Annotated in this window: 18 protein-coding genes; 8 read left to right on the top strand and 10 right to left on the bottom strand. The window is 60.2% G+C overall.

All coding sequences use genetic code 11. The annotated features are described in order from the left end of the window. Nucleotides 1–44: 44 nt before the first annotated feature. The 8 genes from ACH79_RS13370 to ACH79_RS13335 all read left to right on the top strand — a co-directional run bounded on the left by ACH79_RS13370 (nucleotide 45) and on the right by ACH79_RS13335 (nucleotide 9,344). The gene (locus ACH79_RS13370) at nucleotides 45–1,004 is read left to right on the top strand and encodes an MBL fold metallo-hydrolase (RefSeq protein WP_161851440.1); all 960 of its coding nucleotides are present in this window, start codon (nucleotides 45–47) and stop codon (nucleotides 1,002–1,004) included. A 115-nt stretch (nucleotides 1,005–1,119) separates the two neighbouring features. Then, nucleotides 1,120–1,731, top strand: coding sequence for a RadC family protein (locus tag ACH79_RS13365; protein ID WP_161851439.1), 612 nt, complete (start codon nucleotides 1,120–1,122; stop codon nucleotides 1,729–1,731). A 147-nt stretch (nucleotides 1,732–1,878) separates the two neighbouring features. After that, nucleotides 1,879–3,177, top strand: coding sequence for a site-specific integrase (locus ACH79_RS13360; protein ID WP_161851438.1), 1,299 nt, complete (start codon nucleotides 1,879–1,881; stop codon nucleotides 3,175–3,177). A 61-nt stretch (nucleotides 3,178–3,238) separates the two neighbouring features. Further along, nucleotides 3,239–4,603, top strand: coding sequence for a tetratricopeptide repeat protein (locus ACH79_RS13355; RefSeq protein WP_246738521.1), 1,365 nt, complete (start codon nucleotides 3,239–3,241; stop codon nucleotides 4,601–4,603). Nucleotides 4,604–5,559: 956 nt separating this feature from the next. Continuing rightward, nucleotides 5,560–6,777 carry an adenylate/guanylate cyclase domain-containing protein gene (locus ACH79_RS13350; RefSeq protein WP_161851437.1) on the top strand — a complete coding sequence of 406 codons (1,218 nt, stop codon included), beginning with the start codon at nucleotides 5,560–5,562 and terminating at the stop codon, nucleotides 6,775–6,777. 276 nt (nucleotides 6,778–7,053) lie between these two features. Next, on the top strand, nucleotides 7,054–7,461 hold the full coding sequence (locus tag ACH79_RS13345) for a GFA family protein (RefSeq protein WP_161851436.1): 408 nt from the start codon (nucleotides 7,054–7,056) through the stop codon (nucleotides 7,459–7,461). A 518-nt stretch (nucleotides 7,462–7,979) separates the two neighbouring features. Then, a complete protein-coding gene (locus ACH79_RS13340) occupies nucleotides 7,980–8,579 on the top strand; it encodes a hypothetical protein (RefSeq protein WP_161851435.1) in 600 nt (199 codons plus the stop codon). Nucleotides 8,580–9,176: 597 nt separating this feature from the next. Continuing rightward, nucleotides 9,177–9,344 carry a hypothetical protein gene (locus ACH79_RS13335; RefSeq protein ID WP_161851434.1) on the top strand — a complete coding sequence of 56 codons (168 nt, stop codon included), beginning with the start codon at nucleotides 9,177–9,179 and terminating at the stop codon, nucleotides 9,342–9,344. 957 nt (nucleotides 9,345–10,301) lie between these two features. Here the strand turns inward: ACH79_RS13335 and ACH79_RS43860 are convergent. The 10 genes from ACH79_RS43860 to ACH79_RS13290 form a co-directional block, all read right to left on the bottom strand. After that, nucleotides 10,302–10,541 carry a hypothetical protein gene (locus ACH79_RS43860; RefSeq protein ID WP_246738520.1) on the bottom strand — a complete coding sequence of 80 codons (240 nt, stop codon included), beginning with the start codon at nucleotides 10,539–10,541 and terminating at the stop codon, nucleotides 10,302–10,304. Then, on the bottom strand, nucleotides 10,438–11,097 hold the full coding sequence (locus ACH79_RS13330; protein ID WP_246738519.1) for a Crp/Fnr family transcriptional regulator: 660 nt from the start codon (nucleotides 11,095–11,097) through the stop codon (nucleotides 10,438–10,440). The genes ACH79_RS43860 and ACH79_RS13330 overlap by 104 nt, the downstream gene beginning before the upstream one ends. Beyond that, entirely contained in the window at nucleotides 11,097–11,528 is a 432-nt protein-coding gene (locus ACH79_RS13325) for an alcohol dehydrogenase catalytic domain-containing protein (RefSeq protein ID WP_202639235.1), read from the bottom strand. Before ACH79_RS13325 ends, ACH79_RS13330 begins: the two co-directional genes overlap by 1 nt. 70 nt (nucleotides 11,529–11,598) lie before the next feature. Beyond that, on the bottom strand, nucleotides 11,599–13,494 hold the full coding sequence (locus ACH79_RS13320) for an acyl-CoA synthetase (RefSeq protein WP_161851433.1): 1,896 nt from the start codon (nucleotides 13,492–13,494) through the stop codon (nucleotides 11,599–11,601). A 113-nt stretch (nucleotides 13,495–13,607) separates the two neighbouring features. Then, entirely contained in the window at nucleotides 13,608–14,036 is a 429-nt protein-coding gene (locus tag ACH79_RS13315; RefSeq protein ID WP_161851432.1) for a Zn-ribbon domain-containing OB-fold protein, read from the bottom strand. After that, the gene (locus ACH79_RS13310; RefSeq protein ID WP_161851431.1) at nucleotides 14,033–15,169 is read right to left on the bottom strand and encodes a thiolase family protein; all 1,137 of its coding nucleotides are present in this window, start codon (nucleotides 15,167–15,169) and stop codon (nucleotides 14,033–14,035) included. Before ACH79_RS13310 ends, ACH79_RS13315 begins: the two co-directional genes overlap by 4 nt. A gap of 1 nt (nucleotide 15,170) precedes the next feature. Continuing rightward, nucleotides 15,171–15,947, bottom strand: coding sequence for an enoyl-CoA hydratase/isomerase family protein (locus ACH79_RS13305; protein WP_161851430.1), 777 nt, complete (start codon nucleotides 15,945–15,947; stop codon nucleotides 15,171–15,173). A gap of 100 nt (nucleotides 15,948–16,047) precedes the next feature. After that, entirely contained in the window at nucleotides 16,048–17,244 is a 1,197-nt protein-coding gene (locus ACH79_RS13300) for a CaiB/BaiF CoA-transferase family protein (RefSeq protein WP_161851429.1), read from the bottom strand. A gap of 273 nt (nucleotides 17,245–17,517) precedes the next feature. Beyond that, nucleotides 17,518–18,288, bottom strand: a complete 771-nt coding sequence (locus tag ACH79_RS13295; RefSeq protein ID WP_202639234.1) for an ABC transporter permease — start codon at nucleotides 18,286–18,288, stop codon at nucleotides 17,518–17,520. Then, nucleotides 18,285–19,103: an ABC transporter ATP-binding protein gene (locus ACH79_RS13290; RefSeq protein WP_246738518.1), complete on the bottom strand. Its 819-nt coding sequence runs from the start codon at nucleotides 19,101–19,103 to the stop codon at nucleotides 18,285–18,287. The genes ACH79_RS13295 and ACH79_RS13290 overlap by 4 nt, the downstream gene beginning before the upstream one ends. Nucleotides 19,104–19,113 lie beyond the last annotated feature (10 nt).

Genomic DNA, 19,113 nt, shown 5'->3' with positions numbered 1-19,113 from the left:
GAAGGCTCTGGCGGGCTAGGGATCAATCAAAGGGAGCAAGGGCAATGTTCGAGATTTCACGTCGCGATCTGGTCCTCGGAAGCACGGGGGCGGCGCTGGTGTTCGGCCTCAACGGACCGGTTTCGTTCATCGGCGCGGCGCATGCGCAGCGCGCTGCGGACAGCCTCAAATACAAGGTTGGGGACATCGAGGTCTTCAGCCTGCATGACGGAACCATCGAGCGCACGGTCGCCGAGGGCATGGTCAAGAACGCCTCGCTCGACGACGTCAAGAAGGCGCTTACCGCTGCAGGCATCGGGCCCGACAAGATCGACAACCCCTTCACCGTCACCGCGATCCGAACCGGCGGCAAGGTCATCCTGTTCGACACCGGTTTTGGCGGTAACGGCCCGGCGACGGTCGGCAAGCTCGCCGACAACATGAAGGCGGCTGGCCTCGATCCCACGACCGTCTCGGCGGTCGTGATCTCGCATTTCCATCCCGATCACATCTCGGGCCTGTGGGTGAAGGAGACCAGCGCACAGGTGTTCCCGAACGCGGAAATCATGATGCCTGAGGTGGAATTCAAGTTCGCGACCGATCCGGCGCTTGTGGAGAAGGTGCCGGAGGCCAACCGTCCGTTCATCAAGCGGATTCAGGCGACCTTCCCGACCTGGAAGAACGTCAAGCAATACAATGATGGCGCCGACCTCGCGCCTGGCGTCAAGGCCATCGCCACGCCGGGCCACACCGTCGGACACATGTCCTTCCTGGTGGCGTCGGGGGGACAGCAGCTCTTCATCCAGAGCGACGTTACCGGCATCCATCAGCTATTCGTGAGAAATCCGGGCTGGTTCTCGGCATTCGACGCCGACGGGCCGAAGGCGGAAGCGACGCGCCGCGCGTTCTTCGATCGCGTCATCGCCGAAAAGGGCATGATCGCCGGCTATCATTTCGGCTTCCCGAATGTCGGCACACTGACCAAGGACGGCAACGGCTATGCCTTCGCCGCCGTGAAGGCCTGATAGCGAATTGATCTGAAACGGTTGAAGGCGCCGCGCTTACCGCGTGGCGCCTTTTCGTCAACTGCCCCGCAATTCCGAGTTGCAAAAGCTGGCCGGCACGGCATGTTTACGATCGATGCCAACCGACACCAGCAATCCCCCGGATCAACCCGCCGACAAGCCGCACTATCACGGCCACCGCGAACGCTTGCGCGAGCGCTTCTATGCGGCCGGGCCGGAGGCGCTCAGCGATTACGAACTATTGGAGATGGCGCTCTTCCCGGCCCTGCCCCGGCGCGACACCAAGCCGCTGGCGAAAGAGCTGTTGAAGAAATTCGGCTCGTTCGCCGAGGTCATTCACGCGCCGGTAGCACGCCTGCGCGAGGTCGACGGCATCGGCGAGGCCTCGATCAACCAGATCAAGCTGCTCGCCGCAGCAGCACACCGGGTTGCGAAAGGCGAGATCAAGCGCAAGATTGCACTGTCGTCCTGGAACGACGTGATCGACTATTGCCGCAGCGGCATGGCATTCGCCGACAAGGAGCAGTTTCGCCTGCTGTTCCTCGACAAGCGTAACCAGTTGATCGCCGACGAAATCCAGCAGACCGGCACCGTCGATCACACGCCGGTCTATCCGCGCGAGGTCATCAAGCGCGCGCTCGAACTATCGGCGACCGCGCTGATCCTGGTCCACAACCATCCCACTCGGCCCGTTTTGATCACGTTTAATCACAACAGATATTATTGATTCAACTGTACTTTTCCTCTTGTCGTAGTTTGGCGCGCTATGGCATATTGGGGTCGGTTTTAAGGGGATTAGCGACCCTTGTGACCCCAATCGCCGACCCCTGTTAGCCGTCTAACGACCCCACCTGAGAACCGACGGGAGAGCCGAGTGCCAAGCCTTACTGATGGAGAAGTCCGCCGCGCACTAAAGCAGGTGGAACGGACCAGCAAAGAGCTCAGCCTCACCGATGGAGAAGGGCACGGAACGGGGCGATTGGTCCTAGTGATTAAGCCCATGCCCACTCGCATTACGGCAGACTGGATGGCACAGCAGTGGCGAGACGGGAAGCGCCTCAAGAAAAAACTAGGCTCTTATCCATCAATGTCCCTCAGCAAAGCACGCGAAGTTTTCACCCGCGACTTCGCTGACATGATTCAGAAGGGTCGCAGCATCAAGCTCGCTGGCGACACCCGCCCCGGCACCGTGGCCGATCTCTTCGAAGCGTACGTCGCCCACTTGAAGTCGGCTGCAAAGTCGTCGTGGAAGGACGCTGAGAAGAACCTCAACAAGGTTGCCGACACGCTCGGCCGCAATCGGCTGGCTCGCGATATCGAGCCGGAAGAAATCACGGACGTCATTCGGCCAATCTACGAGCGTGGCAAGCGTTCAATGGCGGATCATGTCCGCAGCTACATTCGATCTGCCTATAGCTGGGGCATGAAATCGGAGCACGATTACCGAAGCGCGTCTCAGCGGCGTTTCCGTCTCGTATACAATCCGGCGGCCGGGATACCCACAGAGCCCAAGAAAGTTGGGACACGCTGGCTAGACGAAGAGGAATTCGTGCGCCTCTATCGCTGGCTCGAGTGCCCGGACGCGCCGGTCCATCCGCCCTATACCCGCGCCGTCCGTATCCTCATGCTCACGGGACAGCGCGTCGAGGAAATTGCGCGTCTTCATGTGGACCAATGGGACGCCAAGGAGCGAATCATAGATTGGTCAAAGACAAAAAATGGCAAACCGCATGCCATCCCGGTCCCTGAGGTCGCCGCTGAACTGATCGAGTCGATCAAGCCAAATGCTCACGGCTGGTTCTTTCCATCCGCAACTGACGCAACCAAGCCCGTGAGCCACGGTACGCTTTACTCGTTCATGTGGCGCCAGCGCGAACGCGAGGTGATTCCGGTCGTCACCAACCGCGATCTGCGCAGAACATGGAAGACATTGGCCGGCCAAGCCGGGATATCGAAGGAAATCCGAGACAGAATACAGAATCACACGCTTCAGGACGTCAGTTCGAAAAGTTACGACCGGTGGAACTACATGCCAGAGAAGCGGGCCGCGATGAAAAAGTGGAACAGCTTCGTAAAGGCGATGCTAACTAGGAAGCGAAGCAAGTCGCGAGGACAGGTGCACGCGCACAACGTCCAAGCCGCCGTTGACGATAGCACGCGGCAAGCTGCCTGATGGTGTCTCGCGAACCTCCAAGGAGGCGCGCGCGAAGAGCGGCGATGACATTGGGGGCCCAATGACGACGACACCGCGTTGGCAAGCGCATTCCGCAAGCAATTATGATCGCGTGATGGGTGCGCGATGCGGCGAGCTGCTGACCAAGATCGTGGCCGATGCAGACCGACGACAGGCCATCCTGGCCGATCCACGAGACCTACACCGCAAGCTCTTCGCACCATTCGCGCCGTCCACTCATACCGACTATGCTGGCACCTATCGGGGTACGCCCGGCACCGCACTCGCGGACCGGAGAATGTATGCAGCGCGCCAGATCGATCTTGGGACAGAGTATGAATTCTGTCTTCCTGGCGAGGTGCCGCCGCGAATGGTCGAACTGCTAAAGAACACCCATGCTCTGCTCGGGGAAGGCAGCGCGGACGATTACGGCAGGCTCGGCGTGCGCTATGTCCTCGGGGGGGCCGTGCGGAAGGCGTCGGGGAAAGTTCGCATCACAGGGCAGTTGATCGATGCGGTGACTGGCGCACATCTATGGGCGGACAGATTCGAGCGTGATCTGACGGACATTTTCGCTCTCCAGGACGAAGTAACGCTCGCCGTTGTCTCGGCTGTTCAGCCAAAGATGCTTCAAACAGAAATTGAAATGGCGACGCGGCGGCGACCAGAGAACCTCACTGCCTATGACTTTTTTCTCCGATCCATGCAACAGCATTACCTGACGACCCGCGAAAGTTTGGCCGAGGCGATCAGGCTGGCTCATCGAGCTTTGGAGCTAGACCCGAGGTTCGGCTCTGCAGCGGCTCTGGCAGGTGACTGTCATGCGAGCAACGTCGCTTTAGGCTATGCCAACGATCCCAAGTTCGACTGCAAGGAAGCAGTTCGGCTTGCTCGTTTGGCATTGAGGATCGATGATGGTGATCCGGACACGTTGTCAAGGGTTGCCGTAATCTTGGCGGGCATGGTCGGCGCTAGTGAAGCCGAGATCGAAATGGCTGACCGGGCGGTCGCGCTCAACCCAAATTCATGGCGCACTTGGAACAACAGAGGCTGGGTCTATATAATGGCGGGGCTGCCGGAGGAAGCGATCCGAAGCTTTGAACGTGCCATTCGCATGAGCCCGGTAGACCCGCTGCTACACATGACGTTTCTTGGCATTGGGCATGCCCTTATGGGGCTTCGCCGCTTTGACGAAGCGATCGTAGTATTGAAGAAAGCCCTTAGTCAGAATCCCTTCTTTATGCCAGCTTGCCGCGGCCTCGCGTCCGCCTTGGCCCATCTCGGACGCGACGCTGAGGCGCACGCCGCGGCGGCGCGCGTGCTTGAGATCGATCCCGCCTTTACAATATCGGCGCATATCGCCCGGGTCCCCAAAAACTCGAAGCTGTTTATTGAGGGTCTTCGGAAAGCGGGGTTGCCCGAATAAGCTTCCTGCGCTGTGCGGACGATGTGATCGAATGACCGCTTCTGGCACAAATGCGACGTGCCGACTGCGTCGAGCAATGTCCGCTTTCAGGGGTAACCCGGAAGACATTTATTCACACTGAGTTCTTCTCAGTTTGCCGAGTAGGCCCAGGGAATTTCACCCTGAGCCTCTCACAGATCCGGACTTGATACTCTCGCATCATCCGGCTCGTGCCATCGATTGAAGGCTGCCGCCTTCCGTTGAGCTTCGGGCTCCTCCCGTTGCCGGTTGGCCCGATTCATCGTCGATGACCCACCCCCTTCGCTCCACGACCATTACAGCCGCTTCCTCGCTACTACGGAGCAGTCCGCCCCTCTCCGGCGCATTGGTACTTTCGGCCTTGCGGTTGGAGCCGCTTGGGCCTTTTCCCTTGGCATCGCCGGCTAGGTTCTCACGTTCCTTACAAGAGCCTGGTTGAGCTTCGCGCCGTCTACATGCCGGATGTCGCTCGGTCAGTATCAGGACATCCACTGAACTGATCCCGAAGGTAGGGTCAACCCTCGGTTTTGACATCACCTAATCCGCTTTCGACACTTCATCGACGGTTCGCTTGCGCTCGCCTCTCTCAACCGTGCCTGCCGGGATCATCGTCCCGACGTTTCCGCAGCGCTCACCACCGTGGCTTTTGACCAAAGCGGCCCGCGGTGGCTTGGGATCAGCGACCTGATCGCCGAACCCGAAGGACCTACCTTCATCTCCCATAAAGTTGCGCGCAGCCTTTTGAACCGGCTACGCTTCGTGACACAAGACCCAAATCGGAAGTCGAGCACCCCATTTGCTGTGACCTACGAGGCCACCACTCTGCCATCAGGCCGTGCTAAATTGCTCTCCTCGGGCTGAAAGGTGGCTCGATGAAGCGACGGCCCGGTACAGGAACGTATCGTTGCGGAAGTGCCCTGGGAAACTTCGGGTGAAACGTGACCAAGGCTCTCGATATCTCACTTGCTGATCGCAAAGCCGAGCTTCTGCGCTGGCTAAGCGAGGAGGGACGTTTTGCGCCCGATACCGGTGGGCTTCTTGAGATGCTCTGCGAGAAGCTCACCGTGCACGGGGCGCCGATAGCCCGCGCCACAGTGCATGTCCGTACGCTGCATCCAGAATTCCGGGGAATATCGCGTATCTGGCGCCGTGGACAGAGTACCGAGTTCCGAACGACGCGACACGGTATCGAGTCTACGTCGGATTACCAGAGTAGCCCCCTTCAGTACGTTATCGAAACCGGACAGTGGCTTGATACTGTCCTTAGCGAAGCCACCGATCGGCGCTTCCCGATCCTCGCAACGCTGCGGGCGCAAGGCATTACCCATTACGTGATGGCGCCTCTTATCTTTTCGAATCGGATCGTTAACGCGATGTCGTGGGGAAGCGACGCTCCCATCGGGTTTAGGGAAGCGGACGTTGAACTCTTTCGCTATCTAGTGCCGACCTTTGCCCCAGTTCTCGAAGTGACGGCGGGCCGGCGGATCTATAGTGAACTTCTTGCCACCTATGTAGGTCGAGATCCGTGCGCGCGGATTATGGCGGGCGCCGTCCAGCGCGGAAACGTCCGCCACATCAAGGCGGCAATGCTGCTCGCCGACTTGCGTGGTTTCAGCCGACTGACAGATGAGCTTCCGGAGCAAAGAATCATTGAACTCCTAAATACCTTCTTCGATCTGGTCGTCCCTGGCGTCGTTGGCAGCGAAGGTGACATCCTGAAGTATATCGGTGATGCGGTCATTGCGATCTTTCCAGTCACCGGCGATGATCCAGCGCCGGCCTGTGAGTCGGCCCTGGCTGCAGCGCAGACAACGCTGGCTGCGCTCCAGGCTTCACCGCCCGAGGTCCAGCAGCATATTTCCATCGATATTGCTCTGCACTATGGTGATGCCGCATACGGCAACATTGGCTCTGGCAATCGCCTCGACTTCACCGCCGTCGGGCGCGACATCAACATCCTCAGTCGGCTTGAACTCCTCTGCAAGGATGTTGGCCGGCCACTGCTCATGAGTGGTGCTTTTGCCGCCGAAGTTGCGGCACCGGCCGTTGAAATCGGCCATTTCGAATTGCGCGGCTTCCGTCAGCATCAGTCCTTGTACGGGTTGTGCCAAGACGGCGAGGTGCCTGCTGCGCCCACGTGGACGGATGACGTGTAGCAGGCTGTACGGACTGTTGGGGGTAAACTTCTGCTCTTTGGCACATTTGAGACATGCCGACGCACGGTAACGATGTCTGTTTATAGGGGTAGAGCGGAAGTCGTCGGTACGCGGCCAAACCGACGCGAATGACCCAATTCAGACATGGGCCTTCGGCATGGCATGCGCGAAGAAGGTCCCTTCGCACCCTCAATGAGAGGCCTTACCGAGTGGTCTGAATTGTGCTCGTCTTTGCCAAGTGGACAGCCTTGGGAATAACAAGAAGGGCTCGCAATCATGGCGACAGAGCAAACCCTACTAAGAGGATCGTGCTTATGCGGCTTGGTCGCCTATGAGGTGCCGGACAGCTTCGAGTACTCACTCTATTGCCATTGTTCCAATTGCAGGCGAGCTACCGGGGCGGCTGCAAAGCCGTTCGCAGCTATAAAATCTGACCGCCTCACATTCGTGAGCGGTGGCGATCACGTCATGCGGTATGGCGGCGGCACGAACCATGACGCTCATTGTGAACGGTGCGGTTCACTTCTCTACTCGCTGGTCCGCAACGGCGCCTATTTGCACGTTACGCTGGGAACCCTGATCGATGGTCCTTCTATTCGACCAACCGCTCATATTTTCGCGGGTTCGAAAGCACCCTGGGATGACATATGCGATGGTCTGCCCCAATTCGATAGATTTCCGTGATGTCCCGTCTGGAAGTTCGAAGCGCAGCCGCTGAACTGAAGAGCGGCAGCCATTCTGCGATGTCCGCTCTTGGCAGATATTGTTGCAAAAGTTCTTTTTGGGGTGGCGAACAAAAATTCTTAGAGCCGCTGATGCGTTTTACGCACGGTGACGTGAGGGACCATGTCGTTTCATCCAAAATCGATCACGGACCTCCGTAGTGAAAGCGACGCCAGCAGCAGGGAAGTCCAACGATCAAGTTTCGTGAGATTTTCCGGATCGCTCGATTTTCGATTTTTGCAACAATATCGGCACGTTGCTGACGTGCTTGGCGAACGCCGGGATGTCCGGCTTCGGGGGCAGAGCGGACTAATGCCCAGATGGATCGGCGAGGTCGCCTTTTGAGCCATTTCGGACCTCGCAATTTCTTAGGTGGAGTCCGGTTAGACCGAGGATCACTCTTGGGTTTGACTTGCATCAAAAACAGGTTGGGCGCGGCATGTTAATCAGCAAAATGGGGCATGCGAGGAGATAAGCAGATGGTGACGCAAAGCAATCCCCACTTCTTTATAAATTGGGCCAAGGAGCGTCTCGATGAAATGGACGCCGCAGTGACATCGCTTGAAGGCAAGGTAGCCGAGGTGCAGGCCGATGTCCGCGACAAGGCTGAGAAGATTCTGGCTGAACTGCGCAAGCAGCGTGATGACTTCCGGGACACCATGAAGAAGCAGTCGGAAGCTAACGAGACCGTCTGGATCCAGGCAAAGGCAAAACTAGAGGATGACTGGCGCTCGTTCGAGGCCGAGGTCAAGAAATACGTCGAGAGCTTCGGCAAGCAAATCGAGCACCAGCAGGCGACGTTCAAGCTTCAAGCCGATGCCCAATTGAAAGCGTGGCGCGAAGCGGCCGACAAACTTGGCAGCGAGGCCAAAAAATTTGCTTCTGAGCGTCGGGGCGATATCGACGCCGCCGTGAAGCGTATGAACGCCGATGCAGTCGAGGCGGAGAAAAAACTCGAGAAGTTGAACCAGGCGGGGACCCAGTCATGGTCCGCACTTATGGCAGCTTTGACGGAAACGCGCGCTGCCTTCGATCGCGCCAATGAGGCGGCGCGGGATGCGTTCAAGCGAGCTGCTTGATCAAAGCACTGGTTGGACTCGGAGAGACCGCCGCGAGGCGGTCTTTCTTTGGTGCTCTACGAGGATCAAGAAATGACATTTCGCGGACATCCGAAATTGGCACCTGTAGGACATGCCCGCCTATCCTGAGAATGTCCGTTCACCGGGTAGACTGCCGCGCATATAGATGCATGGGTCAATTCGAAGGGCCTTGAGCCTCCGTCCTGAGGGCCACCACACATGCAAGAATATATCGCGCCTACATCATTGGAGAAGACGGTCACGTCCAAAGTCGCGTCGACCTGCGTTGCGCCGACGTGTGCGAGGCCGTCGGGCTGGCAAAGCAGCTTGTTAATGGTCATGACGTGGAGCTATGGCAACTGGATCGACAAATCGAGACATTCAGGCACACGTCTGAGCGGCCAGTACTGAGGCAAGCTGTTCGACGGACGACGGCGCTGTAATCAAAGCGTCACAAACCTGCGACAGACTTAGTGAGCCGGCATTTAAGCAGCCGACCGGGGAAATACCAACGCCGCCAAGCGATCATACTCCGCTCTGGCCTGCGTTGCGTCAAAACAAAGGAAACAAACCCCACTCGTCAAAGGATGACGATAAATGATTGACCAAGAGTTGGCTCGCTTGCGTACGCATCGCAGAAATATTCAACGCTATCGCAATCTATTGCAAACCAACCTGACAGAGCTTGAGAGACAGTTCGTCGAAAAGCGCTTGATCGAAGAGCAATCAAATCTGGATAGCCTTGTTACTTCCCTTCCCCAATGACTTCGCGGGAGGAAAGTAAGCTTCGCTCGTTGGCGGGAAGCTGTAGTTGCGCCGCCCGCTCTTGCTTTTCTTCCTACGAAATTCGCGTTCTCGACGCTCAAAGGCAATCAGTTCCTTTTGCGCCGCTTCTAGGAACCGGTCGCGCGGTGTTACCGCCAACTGTGTGTGTCCCGTCATTACGCATCCCTACAATTTGCCCGAGTTTCTCCACGATGTCCAAGTACTGGAACCGGCGGAAGGTTCGATGCCGTAAAATTACGGATTTATGACGACGGCCTTGCGCCCTTGGGCACGCATTGGAATGACGGCCCCAGCCTTTCTTTCCAGCAGTCTGGGGCCGCTCTCAGGAACCTGCAGCGTTGCTGAGAGTCGATTCCATGCTCCCGGGGGATCGTGGAGACGAACCGGGAGAAAGTGGCGGCCCCGGCTATCTCCTCCCAGAGTACTGGGGCCGTTCTTCGAAGCTTGGCATAGACATTGCTCTTAATCGGATACTGGGGATTTGAGTGGCCCAGTTTGCGACTAAAGCGCCGCCGGGCATGTATTTCGAACCGGCGGCGTCCTTTTCTGAGACCGCGATTGAACCACAGTCTCCCCAAAAAGAAGCCGCCGGGTCGAGTCGGCGGGGTCCATACGCGGTTACTCTCGCGGGTGATTTGGGGGGCGATCCGCGATTGCCTGTCTTAGGCGGGGTTCCAATCCCGAACCTCTCCGGCCGCCTCAATTGGCGAGCTGTCCAGCATATATCCGCACTCTGCCGGGCGTGGTCAGCCGCAGCCTACCTTCGAGATGAACCATGTAGCCCAACGCAATCAATCAGGCACTATGTTCAGCCGGGATCGCGGGCGCAGAGCCATGTACAGGGGCGTTGCCGACCGTGAGCACGGAGGCAAACTCTTCATGGGTGAGCTTTTCATGGGTGAGCTTCCCCATGGGGGATCGGCCGCTGATAGGCATCTACGAAGGTCGTCGCCGCTTGCCCGAAAACATTGCGATTTCTTGAGCGTCGTCGTAGCCGTCAAAATGCGGATGCGACCCCACGACTTCATGCGGGACGATCCGATCGGTTGCACCGCGTATGATGTCGTAGCATTCACAGGTTGCTTCCTCGAGCCGCGCCCGGTCGATTTCGACCAAGCCCCGCCGAGCGGATCTGATGGCACCTAAGGCGCGGAGTTTGGCAATCACGTGCGTCACGGTCGTTCGTCGCACCCCGAGCAACTGCGCAAACGTCTCCTGCGTTAATGATAGGATGTTGTTGCTCGGTTCGATCTTGCAGGTAAAGCAGCCACCGGGCCATGCGGGCCTCGACCGAGTGCAGTCCGTTGCAGCCTGAGACGTGCTGGAACTGCATGAGTATCGACCTCGTGTGCGCCTCGACCACATGTCTGATGGCGCCGCTCTCCATGTAGGCTGCATGAAACCGCGACACGGAGATTTGCGATGCGGTGCCGCCCACCCGCACGACCGCGGTCACGGACGACATGAAAGAGGGTCCCAGCACCGATAATGCGCCGATCGCTCCCTCGCGCCCGATTACAGCAGTTGCGATCGTTTCTCCGTTCGGAAGGCCAAGCATGAAGGAGATGGCACCGCTATGGGGAAAGTAAAGACGGTCGCGTCGATCTCCCGCTCGTATCACCACGGCGTCCTGCTCAAGCGACACCTTCTGGAGATGAGGGGCGAGCAACGCGAAGTCTCCCGCCGGCAACGCGGTAAGAAGACGATTACCGGCGCTCGCCGGACGTCCCATCACGAGAGACTTCTTCCCTCAGAAGAACACGCAGCTCTCCTGGAATGTCTTTGGCAGGAATGTCTTCTGCGCTGCGCCGACGCTAACTCCACTTTCATGTGCCGGCTTTGAACGGCCTTCCCCTCGGCTGATGGCGGCTTCACGCCATAGACCCGATCGCCGATCTTGAACGCGTCGATGTCGCCGAGCGCCGTCACCGGGCCGGCAAAATCATTGCCGAGTACCATGGGAAACCGACCTGCCCCAACAAGCGACAGCAATCGCCGGCCATAGCCTTGCGCACGCCGCACATCGATTGGATTGACCGATGCCGCAGCGACGGCGACCTCGATCTCGCCGGCGGCCGGCTTGCGCCGAAGAACCGGTCGGACCTCGAAGCTACTGCTCGGCCCGAGACACATCAGGGTGGTACCTGTCGCATTCGTCACCATCTTGCCGCCTTCCCGAAGTTTCTGGACAATCTAACCGTACGATCCTTCGCCAAGCACGCCGCCCGCAGCGCTAGTCCTGCACTTCGAACTTGAAGGCATAGCGCTCCAGCGCCGCGCGCAGAGCCTCGGTCCCTTCGCCGGCGCGGACGCGCACGACCTGTCCCACCCGGGGGCTGCGTTCGAATGCCAAGTCGACGATGGTTGCGCCCACATTCTGCGCCTCGACGCGAACAGCGGCCTCGATCTCGCGTTGCTGCAGGGCCGGCTTGAAGATCTTGCCGACCCCGGTCACCGGCAGCGACGGCATGATCTTCACGAACTTTGGAATCGCCGCCCGCTCGTGAACGTGGGCCGCGGCGAATTCCATTAATTCCTGGTCGCTGACGGCAATGCCGGGTTTGGGCTGTACATAGGCGACAGGGACCTCGCCGGCATAGGCGTCGGGGCTGCCGACGGCGGCCACCATCGCGACCGCCGGGTGTTTGGACAGCGCATCCTCGATCAGCTTGGGATCAATGTTGTGCCCGCCCCTGATGATCAGCTCCTTGCGCCGGCCGGCCAGCCAGAAATAGCCCGAATCATCCTGTCGCCCGAGATCGCCGGTGTTGAGCCAGCGCGAGCCTTCAATGTCGATCCACAGATCCGCGTTCTGCTGCGGATCGAGATAGCCCGCGAACACGTTGGGCCCGGTGATGGCGATCGTTCCGACCTCGTCGGCGTCCACCATTCGCAGGAAGTGTCCGGCGTCATCGAGGATGACGGCGCGCATCTGCTGGTATGGCAGGCGCAGGCCGATCGACCCGGCGCGGCGTTTGCCCTCCGGCGGATTGAGGCAGGAGACGCAAGTGCCCTCGGTCAGCCCATAGCCCTCGACAATCTTGAGGCCGGTCTTCACTTCGAACGCCTCGATCAGCTTGGCCGGCATCGGCGCCGCGCCGCAGATCGCGTATTCGAGGCTGGAGATGTCGTTGTCGCCGATCGGCGCCTCGAGCAGGGCGGCATAGATCGTCGGCACACCTGAGAATGTCGCAATGCGGTAGTGCGCCGCGATCTCCCAGAAGCGCGCGATCAGGTTCTTGCCGCGGTAGCCCTCGGGAGTGGCGAGCAGCACGTGATGGCCATGCATCCACGGCAACAGGCCGGTGGCGAGCTGCGCGTTGACGTGAAACAGCGGCAGGCCGCAGAAATAGGTCCGCGGCTCCTCGCGCTCACCGAACACCTGCGCCGCGGCCCAGGCATCAAAGACCTCGTTGCCGTGCGTGCGCACCGCGATCTTCGGCGCGCCTGTCGTGCCACCGGTGCAGAAGTAAGACGAGACGGAATGTTCCGTGATCGTCCGCGGCGCAACCAGGCGATCGGCCGGCTGGCTCTGCATCGCCGCGCGGAAATCCACGATCTCGAATTTAGCGTCCGGCACGCTCGCCGCTGCGGCCGCCACCGCCGTCCCCCCGGCGCCTCCAAGATAAGTCACAGCGTCGACCAGCGCGACCACGCGAAGCTCGGAGAGCGCCGAAAGGTGCGGCGCCAGCTTGCTCCATAGCTCGGCGCCGGGAAACGGCGCGAGCGTCACCAGCACCCGCACCTTTGCCACGCGAAGAATCTCCACGATCAGATCGGGCTCGAGCAGCGGATTGACCGCGAGCACCACGCCGGCGGCCTCACCGCCCCAGATCGTGAAGTGGGTTTCGGGCAGGTTCGGCAGCACATAAGCGACCGGATGATCTGCACTGACGCCGAGGGCGTGAAGCGCGTTCGCGGAACGGGTTATCTCCGCCAGAAGCTCCGCGTAGGTCCAGGTCGAAGCACGCTGATAGGCGTCCGCGGTCAGAAAGAACGACAGCGCCTTGCGGTCCGGCCAGCGCTGTGCACTTGCCGCGAACACCTCGTAGGTTGTTCGCGGCAAGCCCCGCGTCGCAAGAGGCTCGGCCTCGATTCTCTGAATATCGGCAAGATCTCGCACCGGCATTGGACGCCTTTCGCCTGCAGTCGTGAGAGGAATGAGCTAATGCGGATTCAGCGCTGCCACTGACGGCCCCGGGCCGCTCCTGATGACGAGCGATGCTTTCGCGGCCTTGATGCCTATACCGGCCTGAATCGTGCGATCCCCTGCCCCTGTTCCTCGGCGGGCACGAAGGTGAGCGGCTGGTCGATGACGAGTTTCTCGGCATCCCCGACGACAATGTTGGTGATCATGCGCGGGCCCTCCGCGAGTTCGACCACCGCCACGTTATATGGCAGGCGGTCTTCGAACGCCGGATGAAACGCGCGATGGAATACCACCCAGCTGATCAGCTTGGCCTTGCCAGATGCATCGTGCCAGGCCCAGTCCGCTTCCAGACACTTCGGGCATTCGCCCCGTGCAGGCAACCAGTTGTTGCCGCACTTGCGGCAATGCTGGAACGTGAGCTTGCCCTTCTTCAGCGCGTCCCAATAAGGCTTCGAGACCTCGTTGATGTCCGGGTCGGGAAGCCTGGCTTTCGGCTTCGAGGCCGTCTGTACCGTATTCATTGTCCCAAAATGAGTGCTGCGTGGGTATGCATCACTCCTCCCTGGTTGGAAATGATGCAATGTTTTGCGCCTTTGACTTGCAACGCAGCGTCTCCGCGCATCTGCCGGACGCCCTCGTGGATCAGCTGCATGCCCGGCATGCCTGTCTCCGACAGGAGTCCGCCCGACGTGTTCATCGGCAGCTCGCCGCCGATTTCGATGTTGCCACCCTTCACGAAGTCGGCGACCTGCCCTTTCTTGGCGAAGCCGTAGTCTTCCAGCGTCATCAATGCCGTAATAGTGAAACAGTCGTAGATTTGCGCGACGTCCATGTCCTTGGGCTTCAGGCCTGCCATTTTGAACGCGGTTTCGCCGGCGACCTTCGCCTGCGTCGAAGTCATGTTGGGCCGCTGCGTCACGTCCCACGACGTTTGGCCAAATCCGAAGCCCAGGACGGGCACCGGTTTCGCCACGCCCATCTTCCTGGCCCGTTCCGTACTCATCACCACGACGGCGGCTGCGCCGTCCGAGACGAGTGTGCAATCGTCGCGGCAGAATGGTGCGACCATCGGCGGCATGTCCATATACTCGTCGAGCGCGAGCGGTTTGCGCAACTGCGCAATCGGATTTTGCGCTCCATGGCGCCGGGCGGCCACAGCCACTGCGCCTAGGGCCTCGCGCGGCGTGCCGAGCTCGCCCATGTGACGGCGCGCGATCATCGCATAGGAAGACAATACTCCAAACCAGCCGTAGAGCGCGTCTTCGCCGCGCGGGTGACTGTAGCTTGCCGCGGAGCCGGTCTTCGGGTTGTCGGCAAAGGTGACCACGGCAATCTCGCACTGGCCGGCTTCGATGGCCATGATCGCCTGCGAGATCATGATGACGTTGGACGAGCCGCCCGAATCCCATACGCCGCCGATCCTCGGCTGGAGGCCGATCGCTTCAGCAATCTTCTGCCCGTACATCATTTCGAATTTGGAGGTCGGACACTTCACGTAAAGTGCGTCGACCGCGTCCTTCTCAATGCCGGCGTCGTTCAGTGCCTTGCGGATTGCCTCGACATTCATCGAGATCGTCGTGCGGCCTGGCAGCGCGCCGAATCTGGTTGCACCGATGCCGGCAATCACGGCTTTACCGCTAAGATTTGCTCCCATTTCAGTTCCCCATGAAATTGGGTTTGCGTTTTTCGCGAAAAGCCTTCGGGCCCTCCTTCGCATCCTCGGTCTCGCGCAGCAGCCGACCGATCAACTGTTCAATGCGCAGTCCCGTGTTAATGTCGGTGTCGCGCGACCGGATCGCGAGTTCCTTCGCGGCCTGCACCGCGAGCGGCGCGTTGGCGGCGACGCGCGCTGCATATTCGCGCGCCGATTTCATGAGTTCGCTGTGCGGCACGACCTTGTTGATCAAGCCCCAGCGTTCGGCGGTTTTGGCGTCGATCGGATCACCGGTCAGCAGCATCTCCATGCCGATGCACCAGGGCAACTGCTGCAGCGTGCGTTGCGTGCCGCCATTGCCCGCGATGATGCCCCGCTTGACCTCCGACAAGCTGAACGTCGCGTGCTCCGAGGCGACGCGCATGTCGGTCGCAAACAGCATGGTCATGCCGCCGCCCAGGCAGAAGCCGTTCACCGCGGCGATGATCGGTTTCCAAACTTCCAGCCCGCGATTGAGCAACTGATCCTTCTGCGTCAACCAGACGTCGGACCAGTTCTGTGTCATCGTCAGGACGCTCTTGATGTCGGCGCCGGCGCTGAAGGCCTTGTCCCCGGCCCCGGTGAGAATCGCGCAGCGGATCTGCGGATCGTCGCGCACGGTCTGCCACGCCTTCGAGATCGCCGCGTAGTGCTCGGCGTCGAGGGCGTTATGCACCTCAGCGCGGTTGATGGTGACGGTGGCGACGCCGTCCTTGTCGACTTCAAGATCAATAGACATGATTTGTCCTCTCGCTTTCCGGCGCTCTCCTCACGGAGCTACTCGAATTCCTCGGGCAGCGCCCATGCCCGAAAAGGCACTCCCGCTGCTCTGTTATCTCCTACGTTTCCGCTGTCTCGATGGTCCTGGTTTCACGGAGCCGGCCGATATCGGCCTCGCTCAGGCCTGCTTCGCGGAGGATTTCGGCAGTATGCTGTCCCAGCCGCGGCGGCGGCAGCCTGACTTTGCGCGTTACGTTCTCGAACTGGACCGGGTGCGCGATGGCCTTGTGACAGCCCAGCTGCGGATGATCGTAGTCCACGATGATGCCGCGCGCCTTGGTCTGGGGTTCGTTCATGACGTCGGCGACAGTGTTCACCGGGGAGCACGGAACGCCGATGTTCTGGAGTAGCGCCAGCCACTCGGACCGCGTGCGCGTCGCCATGATGTCCTGAACGATTTCGATCGTGACTTCGAAATGAGCGACGCGATCAGCATTGGTCGCAAAGCGGGGGTCCGCGAGAAGATCCTCGCGTCCCACGAGCTTGCAGAAGCGCTCCCAGTGATTGTTGTTCGCGATCCCCAAGAGGACGAGATCGTCCGACGCCTGGAAGACCTGATAGGGGCAGAGCGACTCGTGACCAGACCCGGATTTCGCCGGCAATTGGCCCCGTGCCCAGTAACTCTCCAGATTAAATCCGAGAAAGCCGACGGCGGTCTCGAACAACGACACCTCCAAGAAGCAGCCTTTCCCGGTCTTGCTGCGGTTGATCAGGGCGGCAAGGATGCCGGATAGAGCATGCATGCCCGTGCCTTGGTCGATCGGCGACAACGGCACTCGGGTCGGCCCGGATCCGGGATGACCGGTCATGCTGAGAATGCCGCTGAAGGCCTGCAGGATCAGGTCGTATCCGCGCGCGTCCTTCATTGGGCCGGATCGGCCGTAGCCTGAAACGCTGCAATAGATGATCTTCGGATTGATTGATCGAAGCGTTTCGTAGTCGATTCCGAGCCGTTCGGTCACGCCGCCGGCGAAGCTCTCGATCACGACGTCAGTTTTCTCCACGAGCGACCTGACGATCGGTCGGCTCTCGGGATTTTTCAGATCAAGGGCTAGACTCCGCTTGTTCCGGTTCACGTTCAGGAAAACCGCTCCGAACCCCTCCCGGAAAGGCGGCCACTGTCTTGTGTCGTCGCCCTTGCCGACGGGCTCGACTTTTATGATCTCGGCGCCGAGATCTCCAAGATACTGGGTGCACAGAGGACCTGCGAGGACCTGTGTGAAATCAAGCACGTGGGTGCCCTCTAGCGGCTTCATGTCTCCCTCCAACACAGGATATAGATTGAGGCGCGCGCCTCCTCGTGCTCCCCTTCAACCGCAAATCCGGACACGCTTGCGCTTCTTGTCGGCGCAGAGTTGGACCTTCGGCTTGTCGTCATAGGGGGCACTCGGCACTCACCGGCCTCGGCTTCATTACGTACGCGCCGGCGGAACTCGTCGCCTGCAGACTCAGCGAGGCCAAAGCCCGCCGTAACTGGCACCGGCCTTGCTGTTTGGAGTCGAGTTCGCGGTGACATGACCATCATCTTCTTATCGCCACCTGAGCAGGCGGTTCTCTAGCGAGCTCATCCCCGAGCTGATGCCGACGCCGATCATCGACAAAAGGAAGATGATGCCGAACACCCCATTGGTCTTGAAGCTTGCGGCGAGCACCGACAACGTCTGGCCGAGGCCGTGTTCGGAGGCGAAGATCTCCGCGCCGATCACGCCGAGCAGGGCGAAGACGAGGCCAAGCCGTAGGCCGTTGAAGATCACCGGCACGGCGCTCGGCAGCACGAACTTGCGGAAAATTTGGCTTTCGCTGGCGCCGAGCGTGCGGGCGAGCGTGATGTGATCGGGATTGACGCCGCGCCCGCCGGCCACGGTACTGCTCAGCACGATGAAGAAGGTGAGGCTGAAACCGACAGCGACCTTCGAGCCGAGGCCCAGACCGAACCAGATGATGAACAGCGGGGCCAGCGCGATGCGCGGCATCGCGTTCAGCGCCGTGAAGATCGGGTTGAACACCGCTTCTGTCGTTGGGCTGGTGACGAACAGCATGCCGACCAGCACGCCTGCGACACTGCCGAGCACGAAGGCGATCATGGTGCCGCCCATCGACCAGTAGAAGTCGTTCAACAGACTCTGGGTGACGAACACCCCATGCCAAAGATACTGCACGATGCCGGTCGGCTTGCCGATCAGGATCGGGTCGATCAGTTTTGAGGTGGCCGCCCACTCCCAGAAGACGAAGAACACAGCAAGAAAAACCAGCCGTGCCGCCCAGATCTTTCCAGATCCCCACACGCGTTCGTCGGTCATTGGCTCAATCCCTCTTCGAGTTTGCTCCACACCTGGGCGTAAAGCTCGTGATAGTGTGCCTCCTTCTGCAGCGCGCGCACCGAGCGCGGCCGGCCGAGCGTGATCGGAACGTCGGCAATGATGCGCCCCGGCCGCGAGCTCATGACGATGACGCGGTCCGACATCGACACGGCTTCTGACAGGTCGTGGGTGATGAACAGCACGGTTCGCCGCTCGCGCTGCCATAGCGACAGCAGCACGTCTTCCAGCTGAAGTTTCGTCTGCGCATCGAGCGCGCCGAACGGCTCGTCCATCAACAGGATCGGCGAGTCCAGCGAGAAGGTGCGCGCGAGCGCCACGCGCTGACGCATGCCCTGCGACAGCGCCTTCGGATAGGCGTTCTCGAAACCTTTCAGGCCGACCTTTTTCAGCAGGTCGAGCGCTCGGGCGCGACGCTTCTCGGCCGGCACGCCGCGCACCTCGGTGCCGAGTTCGGCGTTGCCGAGCGCCGTGCGCCATGGCGCCAGCGCGTCGCGCGCCAACATGTAGGCGACATCGTGACTGCCCCTGACCGGCGGCTTGCCGTTCACGCGCAGCGTGCCGCGCCCCGCGCCCGACGGCAAAAGGCCGGCGGCGAAGTTTAACAGCGTGGTCTTGCCGCAGCCCGAGGGGCCGACGATCGAGACGAATTCGCCGGGAGCGATGTTCAGCGAGAATTCCGACACCGCCGTCAGCTTGGCGGCTTCGAACGCCACCGACACCTTGTCGAAGATGATCGAGCCCGGCGCTGGCTTTGCTGCGGCACCGGCGCTTGTTTTTATCTGCGTTGTGTTCATGGCCATATTC

The sequence above is a fragment of the Bradyrhizobium sp. CCBAU 051011 genome, from assembly GCF_009930815.1.
Lineage (GTDB): Bacteria > Pseudomonadota > Alphaproteobacteria > Rhizobiales > Xanthobacteraceae > Bradyrhizobium.
The sequence above is the reverse complement of the archived record's forward strand: the minus strand, read 5'-3'. Positions and strand labels throughout refer to the sequence as shown.